Raw genomic sequence first — 19,768 nt, 5'->3', positions numbered from 1 at the left:
GGGGAGGGCAGGAAAGCCACTTTCCGGCCCTGTGGGGGCAGGAAAGTGGCGTTCCTGCCCTCACGGTGCCTGCGCGTTCGGGCGCGGCACGGTGCACGGTGCACGGTGCACGGTGCACGGTGCGGGACGTGACCACGTCACGCGTCGGCGGCGGGTGGCTGGTGGAGATGCCGGGAAAGTGGCTTTCCCGGCGTCGTGTGGGTCTCGCACCCATCTACCGCGGCAGCCCCAGCTTCGCGGCGCACGCGGGCCACGAGCCGTAGCCGCCGCGGTCGTCGCGGACCCGGGTGGCCACTTCGATCTGCTCCTCGCGGGTGGCGCGGTCGGCGCGCGGGGCGAAGTCGGTGCCGCCGTAGTCGCGCCACGTCCCGTCGTCGAACTGGAGGCCGCCGTAGTAGCCGTTGCCGGTGTTGATCGCCCAGTCCCCGCTCGACTCGCAGGCCGCCAGCGTGGTCCAGACGGGGTCGACCCCGGACCCGGAGCGGGGCGCAGTCGGGCAGCCGCCGCCGCTGCGCCCCCGCGTCTCGGACGTCGTCGCGGACCAGTCGCAGCCGGCCGGCGGAGCGCCCGTCGCGAGCAGTGCACCGACCGTGGTCGTCGCCCCGAGCACGAGCACCGCGAGGGCCGCTGTCGACAGCGGACGGACGACACGATCGGTCGGCATGCGCCGGAAGGTAGGCAGGCCGGGGGCGGGTTCGCGGCCGAACAGAAGAACTCGTTCACGATCGCGAACGACACCCGATCGGGGTGCGCGAACCCGATGGGATTGCATGGCGCACACCCGCGGCGACCGCTCGGCGATCGGATCCGGACAACCCAGGATCATCCGTACGTCGAGCGGGTGACGCAGGCGACGCCGCCACACGGACGAGCCGGATTCGGCGCACCATTATCTCGTCGCAGCGACCCTGCTCAAGGCAGTTGATGAAAGGGGAACCGATGAAGATCGCGGACATCCTCGACACCAAGGGGCATACGGTGCATTCCGTACTCCCTTGGCTGACGGTGGCCGAAGTCGTCGATCGACTCGGCCGGTCCGGTGTCGGTGCCTTACTGGTTTGCGACGAGAACCGCGCCATCCGCGGGATCGTCTCCGAGCGGGACATCGTCCGCGCCCTCGGCAAGCACGGCGCCGCGCTGCTCAGCATGAGCGTCAGCGACGTGATGACGCGCCACGTGCGCACCTGCGAGCCGGACGAGACCGTCGCGCACGCGATGGCCCAGATGACGGCCGGGCGCTACCGCCACCTCCCGGTGGTCGACAAGGGTCGACTGGTCGGCATGGTCAGCATCGGTGACCTCGTGAAGAACAGGGTTCGGGAGATGGAGCTGGAGACCGGCGTCCTGCGCGACGCCGTCATCGCCCGCTACTGACGAGTCGTGGTGCTTCCGGCGGATCTGCCGGAAGCACCACAAAACGACCATCAGCTGAATTCGGGCTCTTCCGTCCGCGTCCGCTTGAGCTCGAAGAAGTGCGGATACCCCGCCAGCAGCCTGGCGCCGTCGAAGACCCTTCCGGCGTCCTCACCACGCGGGATCCGGGAGAGCACCGGCCCGAAGAAGGCGACGCCGTCGATGTGGATCGTCGGCGTACCGACGTCCATCCCGACCGGATCCATCCCGCGGTGGTGGCTGGCCCGCAGCTCCTCGTCGAAGTCGGTGCTGTGCGCGGCGTCGGCGAGCGCGGGCGAGAGGTCCAGCTCCGCCAGCGCCTCCTTGATGACGACGTCGAAGTCCTTGTTGCCCTCGTGGTGGATCCGCGTGCCGAGCGCCGTGTACAGCGGCTCGAGGATCTCCGGGCCGTGCTCGCGGGCCGCCACGATGGCCACCCGCACCGGGCCCCACGCCTTGTCCATCGACGCGCGGTAGCTCTCGCTGAGGTCGCGGCCCTCGTTGAGGACCGAGAGGCTCATGACGTGCCAGACGATCTCGACGTCGCGGACGTTCCGCACCTCGATCATCCATCGTGAGGTGATCCACGCCCAGGGGCAGAGCGGGTCGAACCAGAAGTCCACACGCGTTGTCTCGCTGCTCGTCACCCGACGACTCCCATCCCTATGCTTCAACGTTCAACGTGTGGTGCAACCGACGATCCCCGTGTGCTGTTCCCTCGGTCGGGGCCATATCGTCCGGACATCCCGGCCGCACCGTGGTTGGATCGCAGCCGTTGCAGTTGAGAAGAAGGAGCTCCCGCCGCATGGCCCCGCCCAACTTGACCCGCACCGACGCCGAGCTACGGGCGGAGCTGCTCGCGGTCGCCGAGTACACCGTCGATCTCGACCTGACCGACGGGGGAGGCAAGCCGGGCGACACGACGTTCAGCACGGTCACGACCGTGCGGTTCACCTGTCGCGAGCCCGGTAGCAGCACCTGGATCGACTTCGTCGGCGCCGGCGTGGCATCGGCCGTGCTCAACGGCACCGATCTGGACGTCTCCGGCTACCGCGAGGACGACGGCATCGCCCTGCCCGACCTCGCCGCGGAGAACGAGCTGCGCGTGGTCGCCACCGGCCGGTACATGAACACCGGCGAGGGCCTGCACCGGTTCGTCGACCCCGTCGACGGTGCCGTCTACCTGTACTCGCAGTTCGAGACGGCCGACGCCAAGCGCATGTTCGCGTGCTTCGACCAGCCCGATCTCAAGGCCAGGTTCACGATCTCCGTCAACGCGCCGTCCGGGTGGGAGGTGATCTCGAACGCCGAGGTAGACGCCGCCGAGGACGGGCCGGGCGGCGGTGTGCTCCGCCGCTTCGCGCGCAGCGAGATCATGAGCACCTACCTGGTCGCGCTCATCGCCGGGCCCTACAGCGTGTGGCGCGACGAGTACGTCGACGAGGGCGGGACGATCCCGCTCGGCATCTACTGCCGGGCGTCGCTCGCGGCCCACATGGACGCCGAGCGGCTGTTCACCGAGACCAAGCAGGGTTTCGGCTTCTACCACCGCAACTTCGGCATGCGGTACCCGTTCGGCAAGTACGACCAGCTCTTCGTCCCCGAGTTCAACGCGGGCGCGATGGAGAACGCCGGTGCCGTGACGTTCCTCGAGGACTACGTCTTCCGGTCGCGGGTCACACGGTTCCTCTACGAGCGGCGCGCCGAGACCGTGCTGCACGAGATGGCGCACATGTGGTTCGGCGACCTGGTCACCATGCGCTGGTGGGACGACCTGTGGCTGAACGAGTCGTTCGCCACCTGGGCATCGGTGCTCTGCCAGGCCGAGGCCACCGAGTACACCGAGGCGTGGACGACGTTCGCGAACGTCGAGAAGAGCTGGGCGTACCGGCAGGACCAGCTGCCCTCGACGCACCCCATCGCGGCGGACATCCCCGACCTGCAGGCCGTCGAGGTCAACTTCGACGGGATCACCTACGCGAAGGGCGCCAGCGTCCTCAAACAGCTCGTCGCGTACGTCGGCCGTGAGGAGTTCCTTGCGGGGCTGCGCAGCTACTTCGAGGCCAACGCCTGGGGCAACGCCACGTTCGACGACCTGATCGGCGCGCTCGAGCAGGCGTCGGGGCGTGATCTGTCCGGGTGGGGCGCCGAGTGGCTCAAGACCACCGGCCTCAACATGCTGCGCCCGTCGTTCGACGTCGACAGCGACGGCGCGTTCACCCGCTTCGACGTCGTGCAGGGCGGCGCGCGGCCGGGCGCGGGCGAGACCAGGACGCACCGGATCGCCGTGGGCGTCTACGACGACGACGAGACCGGCAAGCTCGTGCGCGTGCGCCGGGTCGAGGTCGACATCGCCGGCGAGCGGACGGCCGTCCCCGAGCTGGTCGGCGTGCCCCGCGGGAAGCTCGTGCTGGTCAACGACGACGACCTGACCTACTGCGCGCTCCGGCTCGACCCCGAGTCGCTCACCACCCTCATCGACCGCATCGGCGACATCGCCGAGCCGCTGCCGCGGACGCTGTGCTGGTCGGCGGCGTGGGAGATGACCCGCGAGGCGGAGCTGAAGGCGCGCGACTTCGTCTCGCTCGTCGCGGGCGGGTTCGGCAAGGAGACCGAGGTCGGCGTTGTGCAGCGGCTGCTGCTGCAGGCGCAGACGGCCATGGCGTCCTACGCCGACGAGCAGTGGGCTGCCGAGCGCGGGTGGCCGCTGCTCACCGACGCGCTGCGGTTCCGGCTCGACACCGCCCCGGCCGGCTCCGACGCGCAGCTGACGGTGGTCAACGCCCTGGCCAACGGCGTGCTGAGCCAGCAGCTGCTCGACCGGATCCGCGGCTGGCTCATCGACGTCGACGTGCCGGAGGGGCTCGTCGTCGACACCGACCTGCGCTGGCGGCTGCTGCACGCGCTCGTCGCGCACGGGGCGGCGGGCGAGCCGGAGATCACCGACGAGCTGGAGCGCGACCCGACCTCCACCGGCCAGCGGCAGGCGGAGCGGGCCAGGGCGCTCGTCCCGACGCCGGAGGCGAAGGAGCGGGCGTGGCAGCGGGCCGTCTACGACGACGACCTGCCCAACGCCGTGCAAGAGGCCATCATCATGGGCTTCAGCCACCCGGTGCAGCGCCACCTGCTCGGTGGCTACGTCGAGCGCTACTTCGACGCCGTCGCCGAGGTGTGGGCGCGCCGGACGAGCGAGCGCGCGCAGTCCGTCGTGATCAACCTGTTCCCGTCGTGGGCGGTCGAGAAGCCGACCATCGACGCCGCCGACGCGTGGCTCGCCGACGAGTCGCACCCGCCGGCACTGCGCAGGTTGGTGTCGGAGGGCCGCGCGGGCATCGTGCGAGCGCTGGCGGCCCGCGAGTTCGACCGCTCCTGACCTCGCCTACTCGTGCGGGGGCGGCGGTGGCGCGGCCGTCGGGGCCTGCACCGGGCTGGGGGTGCGCAGCAGCTCGGCGGCGTTCGGGGTGGTCTTCAGCACGGGCGCGGTCGGTGCGGTCTTGTTCACCGCGACCCTGCCGACGACCGGCACGCTCTTGGCGGCCCCGAGCACCTCACCAGGCGCTTGCCGCGCCACATGCACACCCGCGACCACCAGGTACGCCGCGAACATCGTGCCGGCGACCCAGGCCGCGGCGGAGACCGCGCGGCGCCGGCGGCTGAGGGCGGCGGGCGGGAGCGGCGGAATCGTCGCGTTCCAGGAGATCTCGAGCGACACCTGGTCGACCGGGGGGCGCGGCCGGGGGACCCGCACCTCCCACCTCGACGCCCACTCGGCCGTGCAGTTGGCGCTGTTGATGCTGTCGGGTCCCGGCGCGGGGCCGGTTCGTGCCTCACCCATGATGGGTCCTCCAGGCGGCCGCACGCCGGCAGCGGGGGAACCGCCGGGGCAGCCTGATCAGTGCGCGCTCCGGGGAGCTGGAGCGGCGCTACCCCGCTTGTCATGTGCGGCGGCGCTGGCGTTACCCGGATCCGGCTGAAATCTTGCTGGAAGTGTGTGAGATGCGTCCGGTTGCCGCAGTGGGGTGCGCGAAATAGCCGTCCGCAGGGTTCCAGTTTGGCTCCGCCTAACCTGGGCCCCGGTAGGTTTGAAACATGTCCACCGTGGATCACCGGCGACCGACGCAGCGCCCTCGTAGATCATCCGTTGCAGAGACGCTCGTGCTCATAGGGCTCACCTGGATCGTCGCTGCGATCTTCGTCGTGCTCGTTGCTAACGGCACCTCGTTCGGGCCGGTCGTGCTCGTGCTCTCGTGGACCCACGGCCTGCATCTCGGCGACGTCATCGCGCTGTTCGTGGCCTCGGCCGCCGCGTTCGTCGTCACCGCCGCACTCGTCGCCCGCCGCTGAGACCGCCATGACCACGACATCACGCGAGCGCACCACCTCACCTGCGGTGCCGAAGCCCATGCGGGCGACGCTGCTGGCCATGATCGGGTTGGCCGCCGTCGTCTTCACCGTGCTCGCGGTGCGCTACGCGGGCGACTCGGAGCCCAGCCGGTTCGACGAGCGCGCCGAGGGCGTCGTCGACGCCGCGACGAACGACCGCTCCCGGCTGAGCAGGCTGATCATCAGCCTGAGCCCCGTGCACATGATCGTGCTCATCGCGATCTTCGTGGTGATCTGCCTCGCCCTGCGCCGCTGGCGGCTCGCCGTCGTCGCGCTGCTCGGCCCCGGCCTCACCGGCATCGCGACGACCATGCTCAAACCGCTTGTCGGGCGGACGCTCGAAGGCGGCTTCGCCTACCCGAGCGGCCACACCGCCGCCGCTACCGCGCTCGGGATCGTCACGGCGCTCATCGTCGTCTCGCTGTGGCTACCCGACCGCTTCGTGGGTGTGCTCGTGGTGCTCGGCTTCGCCGGGCTCGCCGGCTCGGCGATGGCGGTGGCGCTGGTGACGAACAACTTCCACTACCCGACCGACACGATCGGCGGCTTCTGCATCGCGGTCGTCGTGGTGCTCGGCGTCGCGCTGATCGTCGACCGGATAGCGGAGATGCGGCGCGGGAAGCCGGTCACGCCTGCTTGAGCAGTTTCTCCGGCGTGTTCGCGTAGACCGCCATCCAGGTCGGGCGCAACCGGAAGTAGACGACGTCGGACCACCAGTCGGACGACCAGTCGGACGACGAGTCGCCGTAGCAGTCGAGCAGGTGATCGTGGATCTCCGGCCAGTCGGGGTGCTCGGTGCCGTCCGCGGGATGCACGGTCTCGACCTCGCCGTGGACGAAGACACCCAGCTCCTCCCCGCGGACGTGCGCGACGCTCGCGGCGGGCCGGACGCGCAGGTGCTTCGCCTTTGCCGCACTTCTCGCAGTGCCGAACACCCAGCGACCATGCAAGAAGTGCCCGTCGACGGCGCTGACCCGCGGCTCGCCCTTGGCGGTCACCGTCGACAGGACCAGCACGCACATCCCCGTCAGCACGGACACTGCCTGCTCCGCGGTCAGGCTCCGCTCGCCGGGCGTGATGATGGAACGCAGGTGCGTGGTCGAGCGGGCGAGCGAGGCGTCGAGAAGGTTCTGCAGGTCGTGGATTTCACCATCGGTCTCGTACACGTCGCTCAGCATGGCGTCGAAACCTGACAGGTCGTGTACAGGAAAGTCCGCCATGGCCCTCTGGGCCGCCACGAGGGATGAGAATCCGTGCCGGAGTGCGGCTCCGGGTACACGACCGCAGACCGGGGTGGGTGCCCGAACCGGGCGCGCAGGGCGCTCGTGCACAGGTTGGTGCCGCCGTGCACAGGTTCGAACCTGTGCACGGGGAGGCGAACCTGTGCACGAGCGACCCGCGGCCAGGGGCGGGGCTGTGGTGGCCGGCCGGGGTGTGTGCGTTGCGCACGCGAGGGCAGGAAAGCCACTTTCAGGCCCTCACAGGGCAGGAAAGTGGCTTTCCTGCCCTCCCCAACCCGGGGGTCAGCGGCGGCGGCGATTCACCTCATGCAGCCGTGATCCCCGTTCGGTGATGGCGGCCTGCCCATCCTTGCCCCGCCGACCGCCCCAAGGTCCAGGATGGACGTCACATACCTGGTGGTGTCGTCACACAAGGCATGACCTGTGTGACGACACCACCAGGTTTGTGAGGTCGGACGTCAGTGGGTGCGGCGCCGCCCGCCGGCCTGGTCGGCGAGCATGCGCAGGCCGTTGAGGAGGCCACCGAGCAGGTCGCCCTCCTTGAACGAGGCGACCATGCTCATCACGGCGAGCTTGGCGCCGCGGTCGGGCAGGCGGACGCGCGCGTCCGGCCCGGTGATCACCTCGACGACGCGCTGGCCGGGGCTGACGGCCACCAGCACGGCGCCGCTGGAGCCCTCGAGCTGGCCGTGCAGCTCGGCGGCGCGCTCGCTGGGGGTCTCGCCGAGGTCACCGAGGTAGACGCTGAAGCGCAGGCCGGTCTCGCGGCTGGTCAGCGTGAGCGCCTCGTCGAGCCGGGCGAGCTGGACAGGGCTGAACGGCTGGTTCTTCCGCGACGGCTCCTGGAACACCTCGGCCGCCGACACGCGGCCGGAGGCGGTGACGACCGCGCCGGTCGGGAGGGACTCGGGATCGACGACCGCGACCTCGCCGTGCCCGTGCTCACCAGCTGCCACGATGTCCTCCTCGAACAGTCGGTCCGCCCGCGGCAGCCGCGTGGCCGTCGACCGGCGGGAGCTGGGCGCCCGCCGGGTTCGCGGTCCACCACAGCGGCTCGTGCGGCCACGGCTGACCGGCCCGGTACCGCGGCCTGCGGGCCATCCGGGGTGCGACGACCAGCAGCGCGATGAGCAGGTACAACCCGACGCTGGGCACCACGAAGTAGAGGATCGTCTCCAGCACGCTCACAGTCGTAGAACGTAGTCGATGCGGGCCGCGGCGCACTCACCAGGTAGGAGGACGTCGATCACCCCGGCCGGCGGCGGCCGACAGCTGCGCACCCAGCGCGAGCAGCAGCGCGTCGTCGCCCGCTTGCCCGACGAGCTGCACCGATACGGGCAGCGGTGGCCCGTCGTCCTCGCCCGCCCACGTGAGCGGCAGGCTCAGCGCCGGCTGCCCGGTGATGTTGTAGGTGGCGGTGAACGGCGAGAAGCGCTTCTGCCGCTCGAAGTCCTCCGCCGGGTCGCCGCCGGCGGTGAACCAGCCCACCGGCCGCGGCAGCTGGGCCAGCATGGGCGTCAGCACGACGTCGACGGCCGCGTGCGCAGCGACGACCCGCCGCGTCACCGCGATGGCCGCCTGCGTCGCGGCGAAGTACTCCGGCCCGCTCACCGCGGACCCGCGCTCGCGCCACCAGCGGGTCAACGGCATCAGCAGTCCCTGCGCGGCTTCCGGCACGGGGTGGCCGTGCGACATCACCGCCCACAGCACCTCGAACGCGGGCAGGAAGTCCTCGGGGATCCCGTTCTCGATGTCGTCGACGATCTCGTGCCCGAGCCCCGCCAGCAGCGTCGTGGCCCGCTCGTACGCCTCCATGCAGGCCGGGTCGACCTCGACGCCGGGGACGGGCGGGCGCGCGTAGCGGCCGATCCGCAGCCTGCCCGGTTCCGCGAGCCGCGCGTGCTCGAGGTACGTCCCAGCCGGCCGGGCCAGCAGCGGGTACGGCTCCCCCACGACGGCGACGGCCAGCGCGTCCAGCATTGCGGCCGCATCGGTGACCGTGCGCGCGAGCGGGCCCGAGACCGACATGCCGAGCGGGTCGCCGCCGGTCGGGCCGCGCGACACCAGCCCGCGGGTGGTCTTCAGCCCGACCAGCCCGCAGCACGCGGCCGGGATGCGGATCGAACCGCCGCCGTCGGTGGCGTGCGCGAAGGGCACCAGCCCGCCCGCCGTCGCCGCGGCCGCGCCGCCGGACGAGCCACCGGCCAGCCGGCCCGTGTCCCACGGCGTGACGGCCGGCGGCCGGCCCGCAGGCTCCGTGTAGGGCGGCAGCCCGAACTCGGGGGTCGCGGTCTTCCCGAGGCTGATCGTGCCCGCCGCACGCAGGAGCCGGGCCGCGTCGTCGTCGACCTCGGGCACGTACGCGGCGTACACCGGCGACCCGAACGTCGTGACCACCCCGGCGGTGACCGCCAGGTCCTTGATCGCCGTCGGGACGCCGAGCAGCGGCGGGAGCTCGCCGCCCGCGGCGAGCAGCCGGTCGGCCTCCTTCGCCTGCAGCATCGCCGCCTCGGCGGTGACGGTGACGAACGCACCGAGCGTCCCGTCCAGCTCGTCGATGCGGCGCAGGTGGTGCTCGACGAGCTCCGACGCGGAGAACTCGCCGCCGCGCAACCCCGCGGCTTGGTCGAGAGCGGACAGGTCGTGGAGAGCTTCGGTCACGCCTGTGGGTCTACACGCCCGGGGGCGGCAGGACCAGGCACGCCGGGCACGACCTCGCACGCGCCGGACCGGCCGCCGCACCGTCGGGCCGAGGGCAGGAAAGCCACTTTCCGGCCCTCACAGGGCAGGAAAGTGGCTTTCCTGCCCTCCCCAGGGCGCCCCGGGAATCGAGACCCGTCCGCGCTAGCTCTTCGCCCGCTCCGCGAGCCCGAGGGCGTACTCGGGCCACCACTTGCCGGCGTCGGGCTCGCCCGGGCGGCAGGAGCCGTCCGACTCGCCGACCCGCTTGATCCAGAGGAAGGCGTCGGCGAGGGGCTCGCCGGTGTCGGTCGTGGGGGCCTGGCCCAGCGCGCGGCCGGGCGGGTTGCACCACGCCGGGCCGCCGTCGACCTCGTGGCCCTCGGCGCGCCCGTTGCCGTTGCGGCCGGTGTCGACGACGAAGTGCGTGCCGCCGAGCGCGTTGGAGAGGTTGCGGCCGTACTCGAGGATCGTGTCGGTGGGGTAGAAGTTCGCGACGTTGAGGCTGAAGCCGTCGGCCTTGCCCACGCCGCTGTTCTTCAACGCGCCGGCCAGCGCGCCGACGTCCGGGATGAACCCGGGGTTGCCGGCGTCGAGGTAGACGGTCGCGCCCGCACCCTTCAGCACCTCGACGGCGTCGGAGAGGAGGCCGGAGCGCTCGCCCTCCTCGTCGACGCACTCGCCGAGCTCGTGCGGGACGGCGTCGGGCTCCACGACGATCATGGCGCGCGAGTCGCCGAGGTTCTCCGCGACCTCCCGGATCCAGGCGCGGTAGTCGTCGGCGTCGTCGGCGCCACCGCCGGAGAAGCTGCCGCAGTCGCGGTTGGGGATGTGGTAGGCGACCAGCAGCGGGCGGGCGCCGGCGGCTTTCGCCTTGCCGACGTAATCAGCGACGTCCGCACCGATGTGTCCGGTGGGTTTCGTCAACCAATGCGCGATCGGCTCGGCCGCCATCTTGCGCATCTTCTCCGCGTCGGCGGTGCGTCCTTCCGATTCCCACTGGGTGGCCTGGCGGGCCGCGGGGGCGTCGGGTTCGACGTAGAGACCGGTCGACGGCTGGACCGTCCCGGTCGAGGCAGGTGGGTTGGTGACGGTCGGCGGCGCAGTCGTGCAACCAGCGGCGACGACGAGCAGCGCGCCGGCCAGCAGCGGCGAAATGCGCCTCGCGATGATCGACGAGGTGGGTCGGCGGGACACGTCACGAGTCTTGCAGTACCGGTTCACCGAAGATTCCCCCACCCCTCTTGGTCGCAAATCGACATATGCCGCCACGCTTATAGGCCCTAATCGTTCGGGACCAGTCCGAGCGCGTAGTCCGGCCACCACTGCCCGGCCGCGGGCTCGCCGCGGTTGCACTCGCCGTCCGACTCACCAACCCGTTTGATCCACAGGTAGGCGTCGACGACCGGATCACCGGTGTCGGTCGACGGGACCTGCCCGATCGAGCGGCCCGGCGGGTTGCACCAGCCCGGCCCGCCGTTGATGGTGTTGCGGCCGTCGCGCCCGTTGCCGTTGCGGCTGGTGTCGATGACGAAGTGGGTGCCACCGAGCGCGGCCGACAGCTGCTTGCCGTACCTGATGACCTCGTCGGTCGCGTAGTAGTTGGCGACGTTCAGGCTGAAGCCGTCGGCGTCGTTGATCCCGCTGCGCTTGAGCGCACCGGCGAGGTCGCGGACGTTGGTGATGAAGCCGGGGTTGCCGGCATCGACGTAGACCTTGACCGGCCCGGCGCCCTTGAGCACCCGCACCGCGTCGGAGAGCAGCTCGTCGCGTTCCGCGGCGGTGTTCCCGGCCGAGGCGCAGCCCAGCAGCTCGTGCGGGACGGCGTCCGGTTCGAGCACGACGGTCGCCTCGTGGCCGCCCAGCGCACCTGCGAGCTCCCTGATCCACGCCTTGTAGTCCGCGCCGTTCTCCGAGCCGCCGGCCGAGTACTGGGCGCAGTCGCGGTCGGGGATGTGATAGGCAACGACCAGCGGTTTCTGCCCGACGGCGCGCGCCTTGGCCACGTAATCGGCGATCTGCGCGCCGACCTCGCCCGTCTTCGCCGTGGCCCATTGCGCGATCGGCTGCTTGGCCAGCTGGCCCATCCGCTCGGCGTCGGCCGTGCGGCCCTGCGCGGCCCACTCGGCCTGCTGCCGGGCCGCGGGTGACGCCGGGTCGACGTAGTAGCCCGATGCGGAGGGCAGCGGCTTCACCTGGAACGGCGCCTCGCCCCCGCCGCCGCCGGTCTCCTGGGGCATCGGCCCGCCGAACGCGAAGATCGCGACGGCGGCCACGACGACCGCGCCGACGACGGCCCCGACGAGCACGGCACCCGGCCTGCGGGGGGCGGGCTCCGGATCGGATTCCGGATCCCGCCCCGGGCGATGTCGGGTCGGGATCACCGGACCAGTATCCAATGCGCGACCGACGGCCGGCCTTGGGCGTCGACCAAGAAGAGCATGTAGTACCCCGGTGGCACGAGCGCCTCCTCGGCCGGGATGGACAGTTGCAGCTTGCCTGCGCCGCCGTTGGCGATGTCGAGCGCGACGGTGCGCGCGTCGAGGTCCGTGACGTGGGTCGCGGCCCCTGGACGGATCAGCCGGGCCTTCTTGATGTCGGCCGCCTGCGGGCTGCTGACCGTGATCTTCGAACCGAGCTTAGCCTCCGTCGGCGCCTCGGAGACCACCGGCTGCGGTCCGTTGAAGAGGTACGGCGGGGTGAAGATCTCCAGCCGCTTCTCGAACTGCGCGGGCTTGAGGTCCTGCGGGTCGCGGAACAGCGCGTTCCCACCCATGGTCATGACCTGGCCGTTCGGCAGCAGGATCCCCTCGGAGTGGTAGTCCCGCCCGACGGTGGGGTCGGCCGCCTGGGTGAGCGTGTTCGTGTCCGGGTGGTACAGGCTCGCCAGCAGGTTGTGGCTGCCCCCGCGGCCGCGGTAGTTGCGCGAGCCGTTGCTGATCAGCAGGGAGTCGTCGGGCAGCTGCACGACGTTCGGGTAGCGCGTGGGTGCCGGCAGGTTCGGGCCCGGCTTGTACTCGGGCTTGGCCGCCTTGAGGTCGATGACGTCGATGCGCGCGGTGGACAGCGGCGACTCGCCGACGCCACCGCCGCCGACGACGATCACCTTCTGGTTCTGGACGGGACCGGCGAACGCCGTGCCGCTGGTCTCCATCAGCTCCGGGTCGCGCAGGCCCGTCACCGGCTGGAACGTGTTGCCGTTCAGGTTCCAGAACCCCGGGATGCGCCCCTTGTCGGCGGGCCCGTATCCCGCGTTGGACCCGGAGTAGAACAGGACGTCCTTCTTCGCGGTCTGCAGCAGCGCCGGGTAGGTCGGGAAGTACTGGTAGAGGTCGGGCCGCTCGGTCCAGACCTTCTTCACGGGGTCGTAGATCTCGTTCTGGCCGGGCAGGATCTGCCCGGTGCCGTCGAGGCCGGAGACCGACAGCACACCCTCCGGCAGCGCCACCAGCGACGGGTACCACCGCTTGTGGACCATGTCGCCGACCTTGACGTACTGCTCGGTGAACGGGTCGAACTCGTAGGTGTCGGCGATGCCCTGGAAGTCCTGCTTGTCCAGGTTGATCTTCTGCGCGAGCCCGTAGAAGTTCTTCGCGTCGGCGCCAGCCAGCCCGTTGATCGAGTACTGGGCCTGCGTCTCCGTCGAATACGCGGGGCCCTCGAGCTCCGACTCGACCCAGACCGTCGTCTGGCTCGCCGTGACCGTCGCCGTGCCGTTGCGCGCGATCTTCTTCTCGGCGGGCGGCAGCGTGAACGCGTTGGTCGCCTGGTACTTGCGGCCCTCCGGCGAGACGAACTCCGTGCCCTTCTCGAACGTGCGCCCGGCATCCGGGAACTCGTTCTTGACGACCATCGCGCCGGCCGCCTTCTTGACGTTCGGCGGGAGCAGCTCGTAGCGCTGCGTCCCGCCCGCAACGAGCAGCTTGCCGTCGGGCAGGAACGTGTGGCCGGAGCAGAACATGTCGGCGGGGGTCGGCACGATGTGGCTCGACCCGGTGACCGGGTCGTAGACGAGCGACTTGAACGTGCCGGCGTCGAACATCTTCTGGTCGTTGCCGGAGCCCGCGATCAGCAGCAGCTTCCCGGTCGGCAGCATCGCGGCGTGGATCGCGTTGACCTGGAGGTCCTCCGGGAGCTCGATCACGTCCCAGCGCCCGTACTGCGACTGGTACTCCGGGCTGTTGATCAGCATCTGGTGCTGGATCTGCTTCACGAAGGCGATCGCGGGCGGCACGTTGACCGCCAGCAGGATGGCGGGAAGGCCGATCAGGGCGATCGCCTTGCGCCGCTTGCGCATGCCCCGTACGGCCGCCTTGATCAGCTTCCTCATGCCACCGCTTTCATTCTCTCCGTCGGCCCGTCGACCATCACACCGACTGCACTGCCGGTGCTGCGGCCCTGCTGGACCGGCGCCAGGACCGGCTGCGCGCCGGTGGCGCCGGCGCTCGGCCTGTCGAGCCAGCACAGCATCGCGGGCATCAACGCGATCAACAGCGCGAGCGAGGGCCACATGAGCACGTCGACGTTCGCGTAGCCCTGAACGAACGCCGCGATGATGGCACCGCCGAGGATCGCGGCCCACAGCAGGTGCCTGGAGAACGTCCAGATCCCGTCGGTGCTGCTGGCCACGGCCTTGGGCGTCACGACGAACCGGGCGGGCCGGCGCAGCAGCGTGGCGATGAGGCCGGAGGCGTAGATCGGCGCGGTGAGCACCGACATCAGCATCCCGCGCAGGCCCGGCGAGCCCTCCTCCTCGAACGGGCTCACGTTGAAGCGGCGGTTGCGCACGTAGACCCACAGCTGGAAGAGCGTCGCGTCGATGTAGAGCGCCAGCCACAGCTCCGGCGGCACCACGATGCCCGAGGCGCCGAGCGTCAGGTAGATCACCGCGTTGACCGCGCCGAGGATCCAGCCCAGCGCCATCGACGGGTAGAACGCCGTGATGAGCAGGTAGTGCAGCGGGCGCAGGCCGCCGAGGCGGTGCTGGCGCCGCCAGAACGCGCCCGAGAGCAGCTCGAACGTGCCGCGCGACCAGCGCAGCTGCTGACCGAAGTAGTCGCCCCACGACGACGGGCCCTCACCGACGGCCACGACGTCGGGCGTGTAGACCGAGTGCCAGCGGCCGCCGGTCGCCGGATTGCGCCGGGAGTGCAGCGCGAGGCCGGTCGCCATGTCCTCGGTGATCGAGTCGCGCAGGCCGCCGATGACGCTCAGCGCGTCGATCCGCACCGCGTTGTTGGTGCCGACGAGCATCGCGGCGCCGTAGGCGTTCGCGGCGCGCTGGATCACCGAGTGGAACGGGAACTGCTGCGACTCGGCCGCCTTGGTGACGAAGTTGTCGACGTTCGCGTAGCACTGCGGGCCCACGACGTAGGCCACGTCGGGGTCGCGGAAGTAGCCGAGCATGCGCTCCGCGTATTCGGGGACCGGCACGTGATCGGGGTCCACCGACATGAAGACGTCGTAGCGGTAGCCGTGCTTGTCGATCCAGGCGTTGTAGTTGCCGTGCTTGGTCTTGGCCTTGAAGGCGCCCTTCGGCTGGTTGTACTCCTGGATGCCCTTCCGGCTGAAGTGCCGCACACCCTCGGCCTGGCACATCGCCTTCACCTGCGGGTCGTCGCCCTCGTCGAGCAACCAGACGTCGAGGCGCCCCGGGTAGCGGATCCGCCGGGCGGCGCGCAGCGTCGCCCGCACCATCTCGATCGGCTCCTTACCAGGAACGATCGTTGTGATGAAAGCCACCCGCATGCTCGGGTCCGGGCGCACCGGGATCGGATCCCGGGCGATCAGCGATGCCAGCGACAGAGAAAAGACGTTGACCAGTCGAAGACCTTCGACGAGTGCCACCGAAACGATCACGAAGATATTCGCCGCATTCGTGACCGGCGTGAACTCGTCGAACTCGGGACGGTGCGCCGGCAGGAACAGCCAGACGACGAACACGACCTCGATCGCAACGTTGATCAGGACGACCAGCAGGGTGCGCAGGACGGCCGACTTGCCGCCATCCGCGTCGACCCGCCGGTATTGCACCTGGTAGGGACCCTCCGGCGGCTCAGTGATCCGCCCGGCGAGCCGGGTGAAGTCCTTTCGCGACGGTGCCACGGCACCGCGATCCGCCCCCCGTGACCCGGTCGCGCCGCTTCCCCCGGCGACCAGATCCATGGATCTCTTGAACACCTTTCCACCCCTATGCCTTGACGTCCTTGCAATGCGGAGGACGGTCAGCGCCGACCGGGGAGCGATCCGTCGAGTTCGACGGGTGGCGCACCAGCCCTCTACCAGTCGATCGGCAGGCCCTCGGAGCCTGTTACCGAATTCAACCGGAAGCTGGTACCCCTATTGCTGAAATCCGCTCCACGAGCAGGGCACATTCCCCCGATGGAGACCTGCAACACATCGGACGCGACTCCGGTGACGGCCCCCCTTGGCCCGCCTCCGGTCCCCTGCCGGTCCGTCCCCACACCCTTCAAGACGTCCGAGACGCCAGTAGGTTGCAACAGCCTGTCGAACGCTGCCCAGATCGAGCCCGGGCGCCGACCTGACCGAGGGGACGGCCGGCCGCTCACCTGAACAGGCCGTAACTGCGGGGTCGCGCTACCGTTACCCCGACCGGGCGATGCCGCTGTACTCCAGCGGGCAGCCAGCACGTCATCATCCTGCAGCTGAGCAGAGGACTCCTCGAGCAAGCCGATGGGTGGTCACGTGTTCGGGGGCGGACATGACGGGTTGGAAATCTGCGGAGGACCGTTGTCTTTGCCGAACGTCAGGCCCGAGCAAGGGCCGACCGACTCTGGGCCGACCGACTCTGGGCCGACCGACTCCGGGCCGACCGACTCCGGGCCGAACCCTGGCCCGACCGTCGACGTCGCCGTGCCGTGCTACCGGTACGGCGAGATGCTGCCGACGGCCGTGCGCAGCGTGCTCGACCAGGAAGGTGTCACCGTCCGGGTGCTGGTGATCGACGACGCCTCCGGCGACGGGAGCGCCGACGTCGCGGCCGAGCTGGCCGCCGCGGACGACCGGGTCACGGTGAGCGTGCACGAGCAGAACCGCGGCCACATCGCCACCTTCAACGAAGGCGTCATGGAGTGGGCCGCCGCCGACTACACGATGCTGCTCTCCGCCGACGACGCACTCCCGCCCGGCGCGCTGCGCAGGGCGACGGCGCTGATGGAAGCCGATCCCGACGTCGCCTTCGTCTACGGCAACGCCCTGGACTGGGACGGCAGCCTGCCGCTGCCGCCCGCCCGCACCGCGGGCGCGGAATGGAAGATCTACTCCGGTCAGGAGTGGCTGCGGCGCCGGTTCGCGCTCGGCGTCAACCCGGTCTCCTCCCCGGCCGCCATCGTGCGCACGTCCGTGCAGAAGCAGGCCGGCGGGTACGACCCCGAGCTGCTGCACACCAGCGACCTCGAGGTGTGGATGCGGCTCGCGCTGTACGGGAAGGTCGGCTTCATCGCCCACGCTGACCAGGCCTACGTCCGTGGACACGCGTCGAACATGTCGGTTGCGTACGAGGATCGCGACGGCGGCGTCGGCGACCTGCGGATGCGGCTGCTGGCCTACACGACGCTCGTGCGCAAGTCGGCCGGTCGGCTGCGCGACGCCGAGCGGCTGGAGCGCAAGGTGCGGCGCAGGCTGGCCGGCGACGCGCTGCTGCGGGTGTCGCGCTCCTACGACAAGGGCCGGTACGACGAGCGCGCGGCGCGGCTGCTCGTCGAGTTCGCGAGCGAGACGGTCGGCGGCGCGGCCCAGCTGAACAAGCTGCCGGAGTGGCACGCGCTGCGGGTGCGCACAACGCTCGGCCAGAAGGCGTCGGCGATGCTGAGCCCGCTGGTGCTGACGGCAGCCGCACGCCGGTTGCGACAGGTGTGGCGCCGGCGCCGGCTCGATCGAGCAGGGGTCTGAGGTGCCCGAGGCGTACTCCGGAGATGCTCGATTTGCGGCGGAATGGGACGAGCTCGCCACGCGGGTGTCGGCCACCCCGTTCCACCGGCCCGGCTGGTTCAAGGCGTGGTGGACGGCGTTCGGCTCGGGCCGGCCGGAGGTGCTCCGGGTCCGCCGGGCCGGGCGGTTGGTCGGCGTGCTTCCCGTGGCCCGCAGCCGGGGTCGGCTGGCCGGCCTCACCAACTGGCACACGTTCGTGTTCGGGCCGGTCGCCGAGGACGAGCAGGCCTGGACCGACGTCGTCGACAAGGCGCTGCGCGGCGGGCTCTGGTCGGTCGAGCTCGGCAACCTCGTCGACGACGACGCGCAGCAGGTGGTCGCGCTCGCCCGGGACCGCGGGTTCCGCGCGCACCGCTCCCCCCTGCAGCGCTCACCCTTCATCCCCGTCGACCGGCCGTTCGACGACTACCTGAAGCACCGCGACCAGCGCTGGCTGCGGCAGTTGCAGAAGCGCCGCGACAAGCTGGCGCGCGCCGGCACGCTGGAGCTGACCGTGCACGACGGCTCCGAGAACCTGCCGGAGCTGCTCGCCGAGGCCTTCCGCATCGAGGCGTTGGGCTGGAAGTCGGAGAACGGGACGGCGATCCTCTCGCGGCCCGACACCACCCGCTTCTACACCGACCTCGCCGGGTGGGCGGCGGAGCAGGGGATCCTGCGCCTCGCGCTGATGCGGCTCGACGGGGTCGGCATCGCCGCCGACCTCGCGCTGGAGCAGGACGGCGTGCACTACTTCCTCAAGACCGGCTTCGACCCGGCGCACCGCAAGCTGGCGCCGGGGCTGATCCTGCGCCACGACATGATCGAGCGGGCGTTCGACCTCGGGCTGCGCTCGTACGAGCTGCTCGGCTCGGCCGAGCAGTACAAGTTGCAGTGGACCGACCAGGTGCACGAGATCGACCACGTGCTCGCCTACCCGCCCTCGGCTGCCGGTCGCTCGGCGATGCTGGCGTCGAAGGGCCTGGAGGTCGCCCGGCTCACCGCTGCGGCGGCCAAGCACGTGGGCACGGCCGGGAGGGACGCGCTGAAACGCAGGATGTCGAGGTGACTACGCTTCGACCGTGCGAGCAGTGGTCACCGGCGGTGCAGGCTTCATCGGATCTACGGTCGTCGACAGGCTGGTCGGTGGTGGCGCCGAAGTGCTGGTGCTCGACGACCTCAGCAGGGGGTCGCGCTCCAACCTGACGGCGGCGATGAGCGCGGGCGCCACGCTCGTCGAGCTCGACATCCGCGATGGCTCGGCCGTCGAGAAGGAGATGCGCGACTTCCGCCCCGAGGTCGTGTTCCACCTCGCCGCCCAGATCGACGTGCGCGCGTCGATGGTCGACCCGGCGCGCGACGCCGACATCAACGTCACCGGCTCGGTCAACGTCTTCGCCGCGGCGCACACCGCGGGCGCGCGCCGGGTGGTGAACACCTCGACGGGCGGTGCGATCTACGGCGTCACCGACGTCGTGCCGACCCCGGAGACCGTGCCGGCCGACCCGGAGTCGGCCTACGGTGTCAGCAAGCTCACGGTCGAGCGGTACGCGCGCTGGTTCCGCCGGGCCCGTGGCCTGGACGTCGTCACGCTCCGCTATGGCAACGTCTACGGTCCGCGGCAGGATCCGCGCGGTGACGCCGGCGTCATCGCGATCTTCTGCGACGAGCTGCTCGCCGGGCGCCGCCCCATGATCTTCGGCGACGGCACGCAGACCCGCGACTACGTCTACGTCGACGACGTCGCGGCCGCGAACGTCGCCGCGGCGACCGCCGAGCACCTCCAGCACGACACCTACAACGTCGGCACCGGCACCGAGGTCAGCGTCATCGAGCTGTTCAGGGCGCTGTCGGCGCAGGTCAGCGGCGGCGCGGCAGGGCAGGACCCGGAGTTCGCGCCGGCGCGGCCCGGTGAGCTGCAGCGCAGCTGCCTCGACGTGAGCCGCGTGCGTTCCGAGCTCGACCTGCCGCCCGCGACCGATCTCGCGACGGGCACGGCGCGCACGATGGAGTGGGTCCGCTCGATCCGCTGACCGCCCCGGCGGCCCGTGGGGCCGTGCCGGCGCTACGTGGCGCAATGCCATAGTGGAGGCCGTGCCAGTGCCCGGGAGGGCCCGGCGTGCACGATCGCGTGCAGCGCGCCGCCC

General features: G+C 70.9%; 17 protein-coding genes and 1 pseudogene. 7 read left to right on the top strand and 11 right to left on the bottom strand.

Features of this window, described 5'->3' with window-relative positions:
- Nucleotides 1–214: 214 nt before the first annotated feature.
- Nucleotides 215–460: pseudogene (locus LL648_RS46005) on the bottom strand (transglycosylase family protein); the annotation flags it as partial.
- 479 nt (nt 461–939) lie between these two features.
- Between LL648_RS46005 and LL648_RS21130 the strand changes: the two are divergent.
- Nucleotides 940–1,374, top strand: coding sequence for a CBS domain-containing protein (locus LL648_RS21130; protein ID WP_232664358.1), 435 nt, complete (start codon nt 940–942; stop codon nt 1,372–1,374).
- A 50-nt stretch (nt 1,375–1,424) separates the two neighbouring features.
- Here the strand turns inward: LL648_RS21130 and LL648_RS21125 are convergent, their stop codons facing one another.
- The gene (locus LL648_RS21125; RefSeq protein WP_232664357.1) at nt 1,425–2,039 is read right to left on the bottom strand and encodes a mycothiol-dependent nitroreductase Rv2466c family protein; all 615 of its coding nucleotides are present in this window, start codon (nt 2,037–2,039) and stop codon (nt 1,425–1,427) included.
- A gap of 158 nt (nt 2,040–2,197) precedes the next feature.
- Between LL648_RS21125 and pepN the strand changes: the two genes are divergently transcribed.
- Nucleotides 2,198–4,765 (top strand): aminopeptidase N, encoded by a 2,568-nt coding sequence (gene pepN / locus LL648_RS21120; protein ID WP_232664356.1) that lies wholly within the window; start codon nt 2,198–2,200, stop codon nt 4,763–4,765.
- A gap of 6 nt (nt 4,766–4,771) precedes the next feature.
- Here pepN and LL648_RS21115 read toward each other — a convergent pair whose 3' ends face one another.
- Entirely contained in the window at nt 4,772–5,227 is a 456-nt protein-coding gene (locus LL648_RS21115; RefSeq protein ID WP_232664355.1) for a hypothetical protein, read from the bottom strand.
- A 254-nt stretch (nt 5,228–5,481) separates the two neighbouring features.
- Between LL648_RS21115 and LL648_RS21110 the strand changes: the two genes are divergently transcribed.
- Both LL648_RS21110 and LL648_RS21105 read left to right on the top strand, forming a co-directional pair.
- Nucleotides 5,482–5,736: a hypothetical protein gene (locus LL648_RS21110; RefSeq protein WP_232664354.1), complete on the top strand. Its 255-nt coding sequence runs from the start codon at nt 5,482–5,484 to the stop codon at nt 5,734–5,736.
- Between the two features lie 7 nt (nt 5,737–5,743).
- Nucleotides 5,744–6,415: a phosphatase PAP2 family protein gene (locus LL648_RS21105; protein ID WP_232664353.1), complete on the top strand. Its 672-nt coding sequence runs from the start codon at nt 5,744–5,746 to the stop codon at nt 6,413–6,415.
- Here the strand turns inward: LL648_RS21105 and LL648_RS21100 are convergent.
- From LL648_RS21100 to LL648_RS21065, 8 genes are all read right to left on the bottom strand, one after another.
- Nucleotides 6,402–6,941 (bottom strand): pyridoxamine 5'-phosphate oxidase family protein, encoded by a 540-nt coding sequence (locus LL648_RS21100; RefSeq protein ID WP_232664352.1) that lies wholly within the window; start codon nt 6,939–6,941, stop codon nt 6,402–6,404. The two genes, LL648_RS21105 and LL648_RS21100, sit on opposite strands and share 14 nt — an antisense overlap.
- Nucleotides 6,942–7,474: 533 nt before the next feature.
- Entirely contained in the window at nt 7,475–7,972 is a 498-nt protein-coding gene (locus LL648_RS21095; RefSeq protein ID WP_232664351.1) for a DUF5130 family protein, read from the bottom strand.
- On the bottom strand, nt 7,959–8,204 hold the full coding sequence (gene ctaJ, locus LL648_RS21090; protein ID WP_232664350.1) for an aa3-type cytochrome oxidase subunit CtaJ: 246 nt from the start codon (nt 8,202–8,204) through the stop codon (nt 7,959–7,961). The genes LL648_RS21095 and ctaJ overlap by 14 nt, the downstream gene beginning before the upstream one ends.
- Nucleotides 8,205–8,240: 36 nt before the next feature.
- Entirely contained in the window at nt 8,241–9,677 is a 1,437-nt protein-coding gene (locus LL648_RS21085) for an amidase (protein WP_232664349.1), read from the bottom strand.
- A gap of 183 nt (nt 9,678–9,860) precedes the next feature.
- On the bottom strand, nt 9,861–10,892 hold the full coding sequence (locus LL648_RS21080; protein ID WP_232664348.1) for a glycoside hydrolase family 6 protein: 1,032 nt from the start codon (nt 10,890–10,892) through the stop codon (nt 9,861–9,863).
- Between the two features lie 86 nt (nt 10,893–10,978).
- Nucleotides 10,979–12,079 (bottom strand): glycoside hydrolase family 6 protein, encoded by a 1,101-nt coding sequence (locus LL648_RS21075; protein WP_232664347.1) that lies wholly within the window; start codon nt 12,077–12,079, stop codon nt 10,979–10,981.
- Nucleotides 12,076–14,025 carry a kelch motif-containing protein gene (locus LL648_RS21070; RefSeq protein WP_232664346.1) on the bottom strand — a complete coding sequence of 650 codons (1,950 nt, stop codon included), beginning with the start codon at nt 14,023–14,025 and terminating at the stop codon, nt 12,076–12,078. Before LL648_RS21070 ends, LL648_RS21075 begins: the two co-directional genes overlap by 4 nt.
- A complete protein-coding gene (locus tag LL648_RS21065; RefSeq protein ID WP_232664345.1) occupies nt 14,022–15,800 on the bottom strand; it encodes a glycosyltransferase family 2 protein in 1,779 nt (592 codons plus the stop codon). The genes LL648_RS21070 and LL648_RS21065 overlap by 4 nt, the downstream gene beginning before the upstream one ends.
- Before the next feature lie 651 nt (nt 15,801–16,451).
- Between LL648_RS21065 and LL648_RS21060 the strand changes: the two genes are divergently transcribed.
- Genes LL648_RS21060 through LL648_RS21050 form a run of 3 tightly spaced genes read left to right on the top strand, consistent with a single transcriptional unit; the run spans nt 16,452 to nt 19,654 of the window.
- Entirely contained in the window at nt 16,452–17,606 is a 1,155-nt protein-coding gene (locus tag LL648_RS21060) for a glycosyltransferase family 2 protein (protein ID WP_232664344.1), read from the top strand.
- 1 nt (nt 17,607) lies between these two features.
- Nucleotides 17,608–18,690, top strand: a complete 1,083-nt coding sequence (locus LL648_RS45295) for a GNAT family N-acetyltransferase (RefSeq protein WP_232664343.1) — start codon at nt 17,608–17,610, stop codon at nt 18,688–18,690.
- Nucleotides 18,691–18,703: 13 nt separating this feature from the next.
- Entirely contained in the window at nt 18,704–19,654 is a 951-nt protein-coding gene (locus LL648_RS21050; RefSeq protein WP_232664342.1) for an NAD-dependent epimerase/dehydratase family protein, read from the top strand.
- Nucleotides 19,655–19,768: the final 114 nt, after the last annotated feature.

The sequence above is a fragment of the Pseudonocardia sp. TRM90224 genome (assembly GCF_021245725.1).
Taxonomy (GTDB): domain Bacteria; phylum Actinomycetota; class Actinomycetes; order Mycobacteriales; family Pseudonocardiaceae; genus Pseudonocardia.
This window is presented reverse-complemented; position numbering and strand designations above follow the sequence as displayed.

What these genes read in the sequence shown, in the direction of transcription:
- LL648_RS21070 (WP_232664346.1), bottom strand. Translation starts at nt 14,025, where the DNA reads ATGAGGAAGCTGATCAAGGCGGCCGTACGGGGCATGCGCAAGCGGCGC.
- LL648_RS21115 (WP_232664355.1), bottom strand. Translation starts at nt 5,227, where the DNA reads ATGGGTGAGGCACGAACCGGCCCCGCGCCGGGACCCGACAGCATCAAC.
- LL648_RS21110 (WP_232664354.1), top strand. Translation starts at nt 5,482, where the DNA reads ATGTCCACCGTGGATCACCGGCGACCGACGCAGCGCCCTCGTAGATCA.
- LL648_RS21130 (WP_232664358.1), top strand. Translation starts at nt 940, where the DNA reads ATGAAGATCGCGGACATCCTCGACACCAAGGGGCATACGGTGCATTCC.
- pepN (WP_232664356.1), top strand. Translation starts at nt 2,198, where the DNA reads ATGGCCCCGCCCAACTTGACCCGCACCGACGCCGAGCTACGGGCGGAG.
- LL648_RS21105 (WP_232664353.1), top strand. Translation starts at nt 5,744, where the DNA reads ATGACCACGACATCACGCGAGCGCACCACCTCACCTGCGGTGCCGAAG.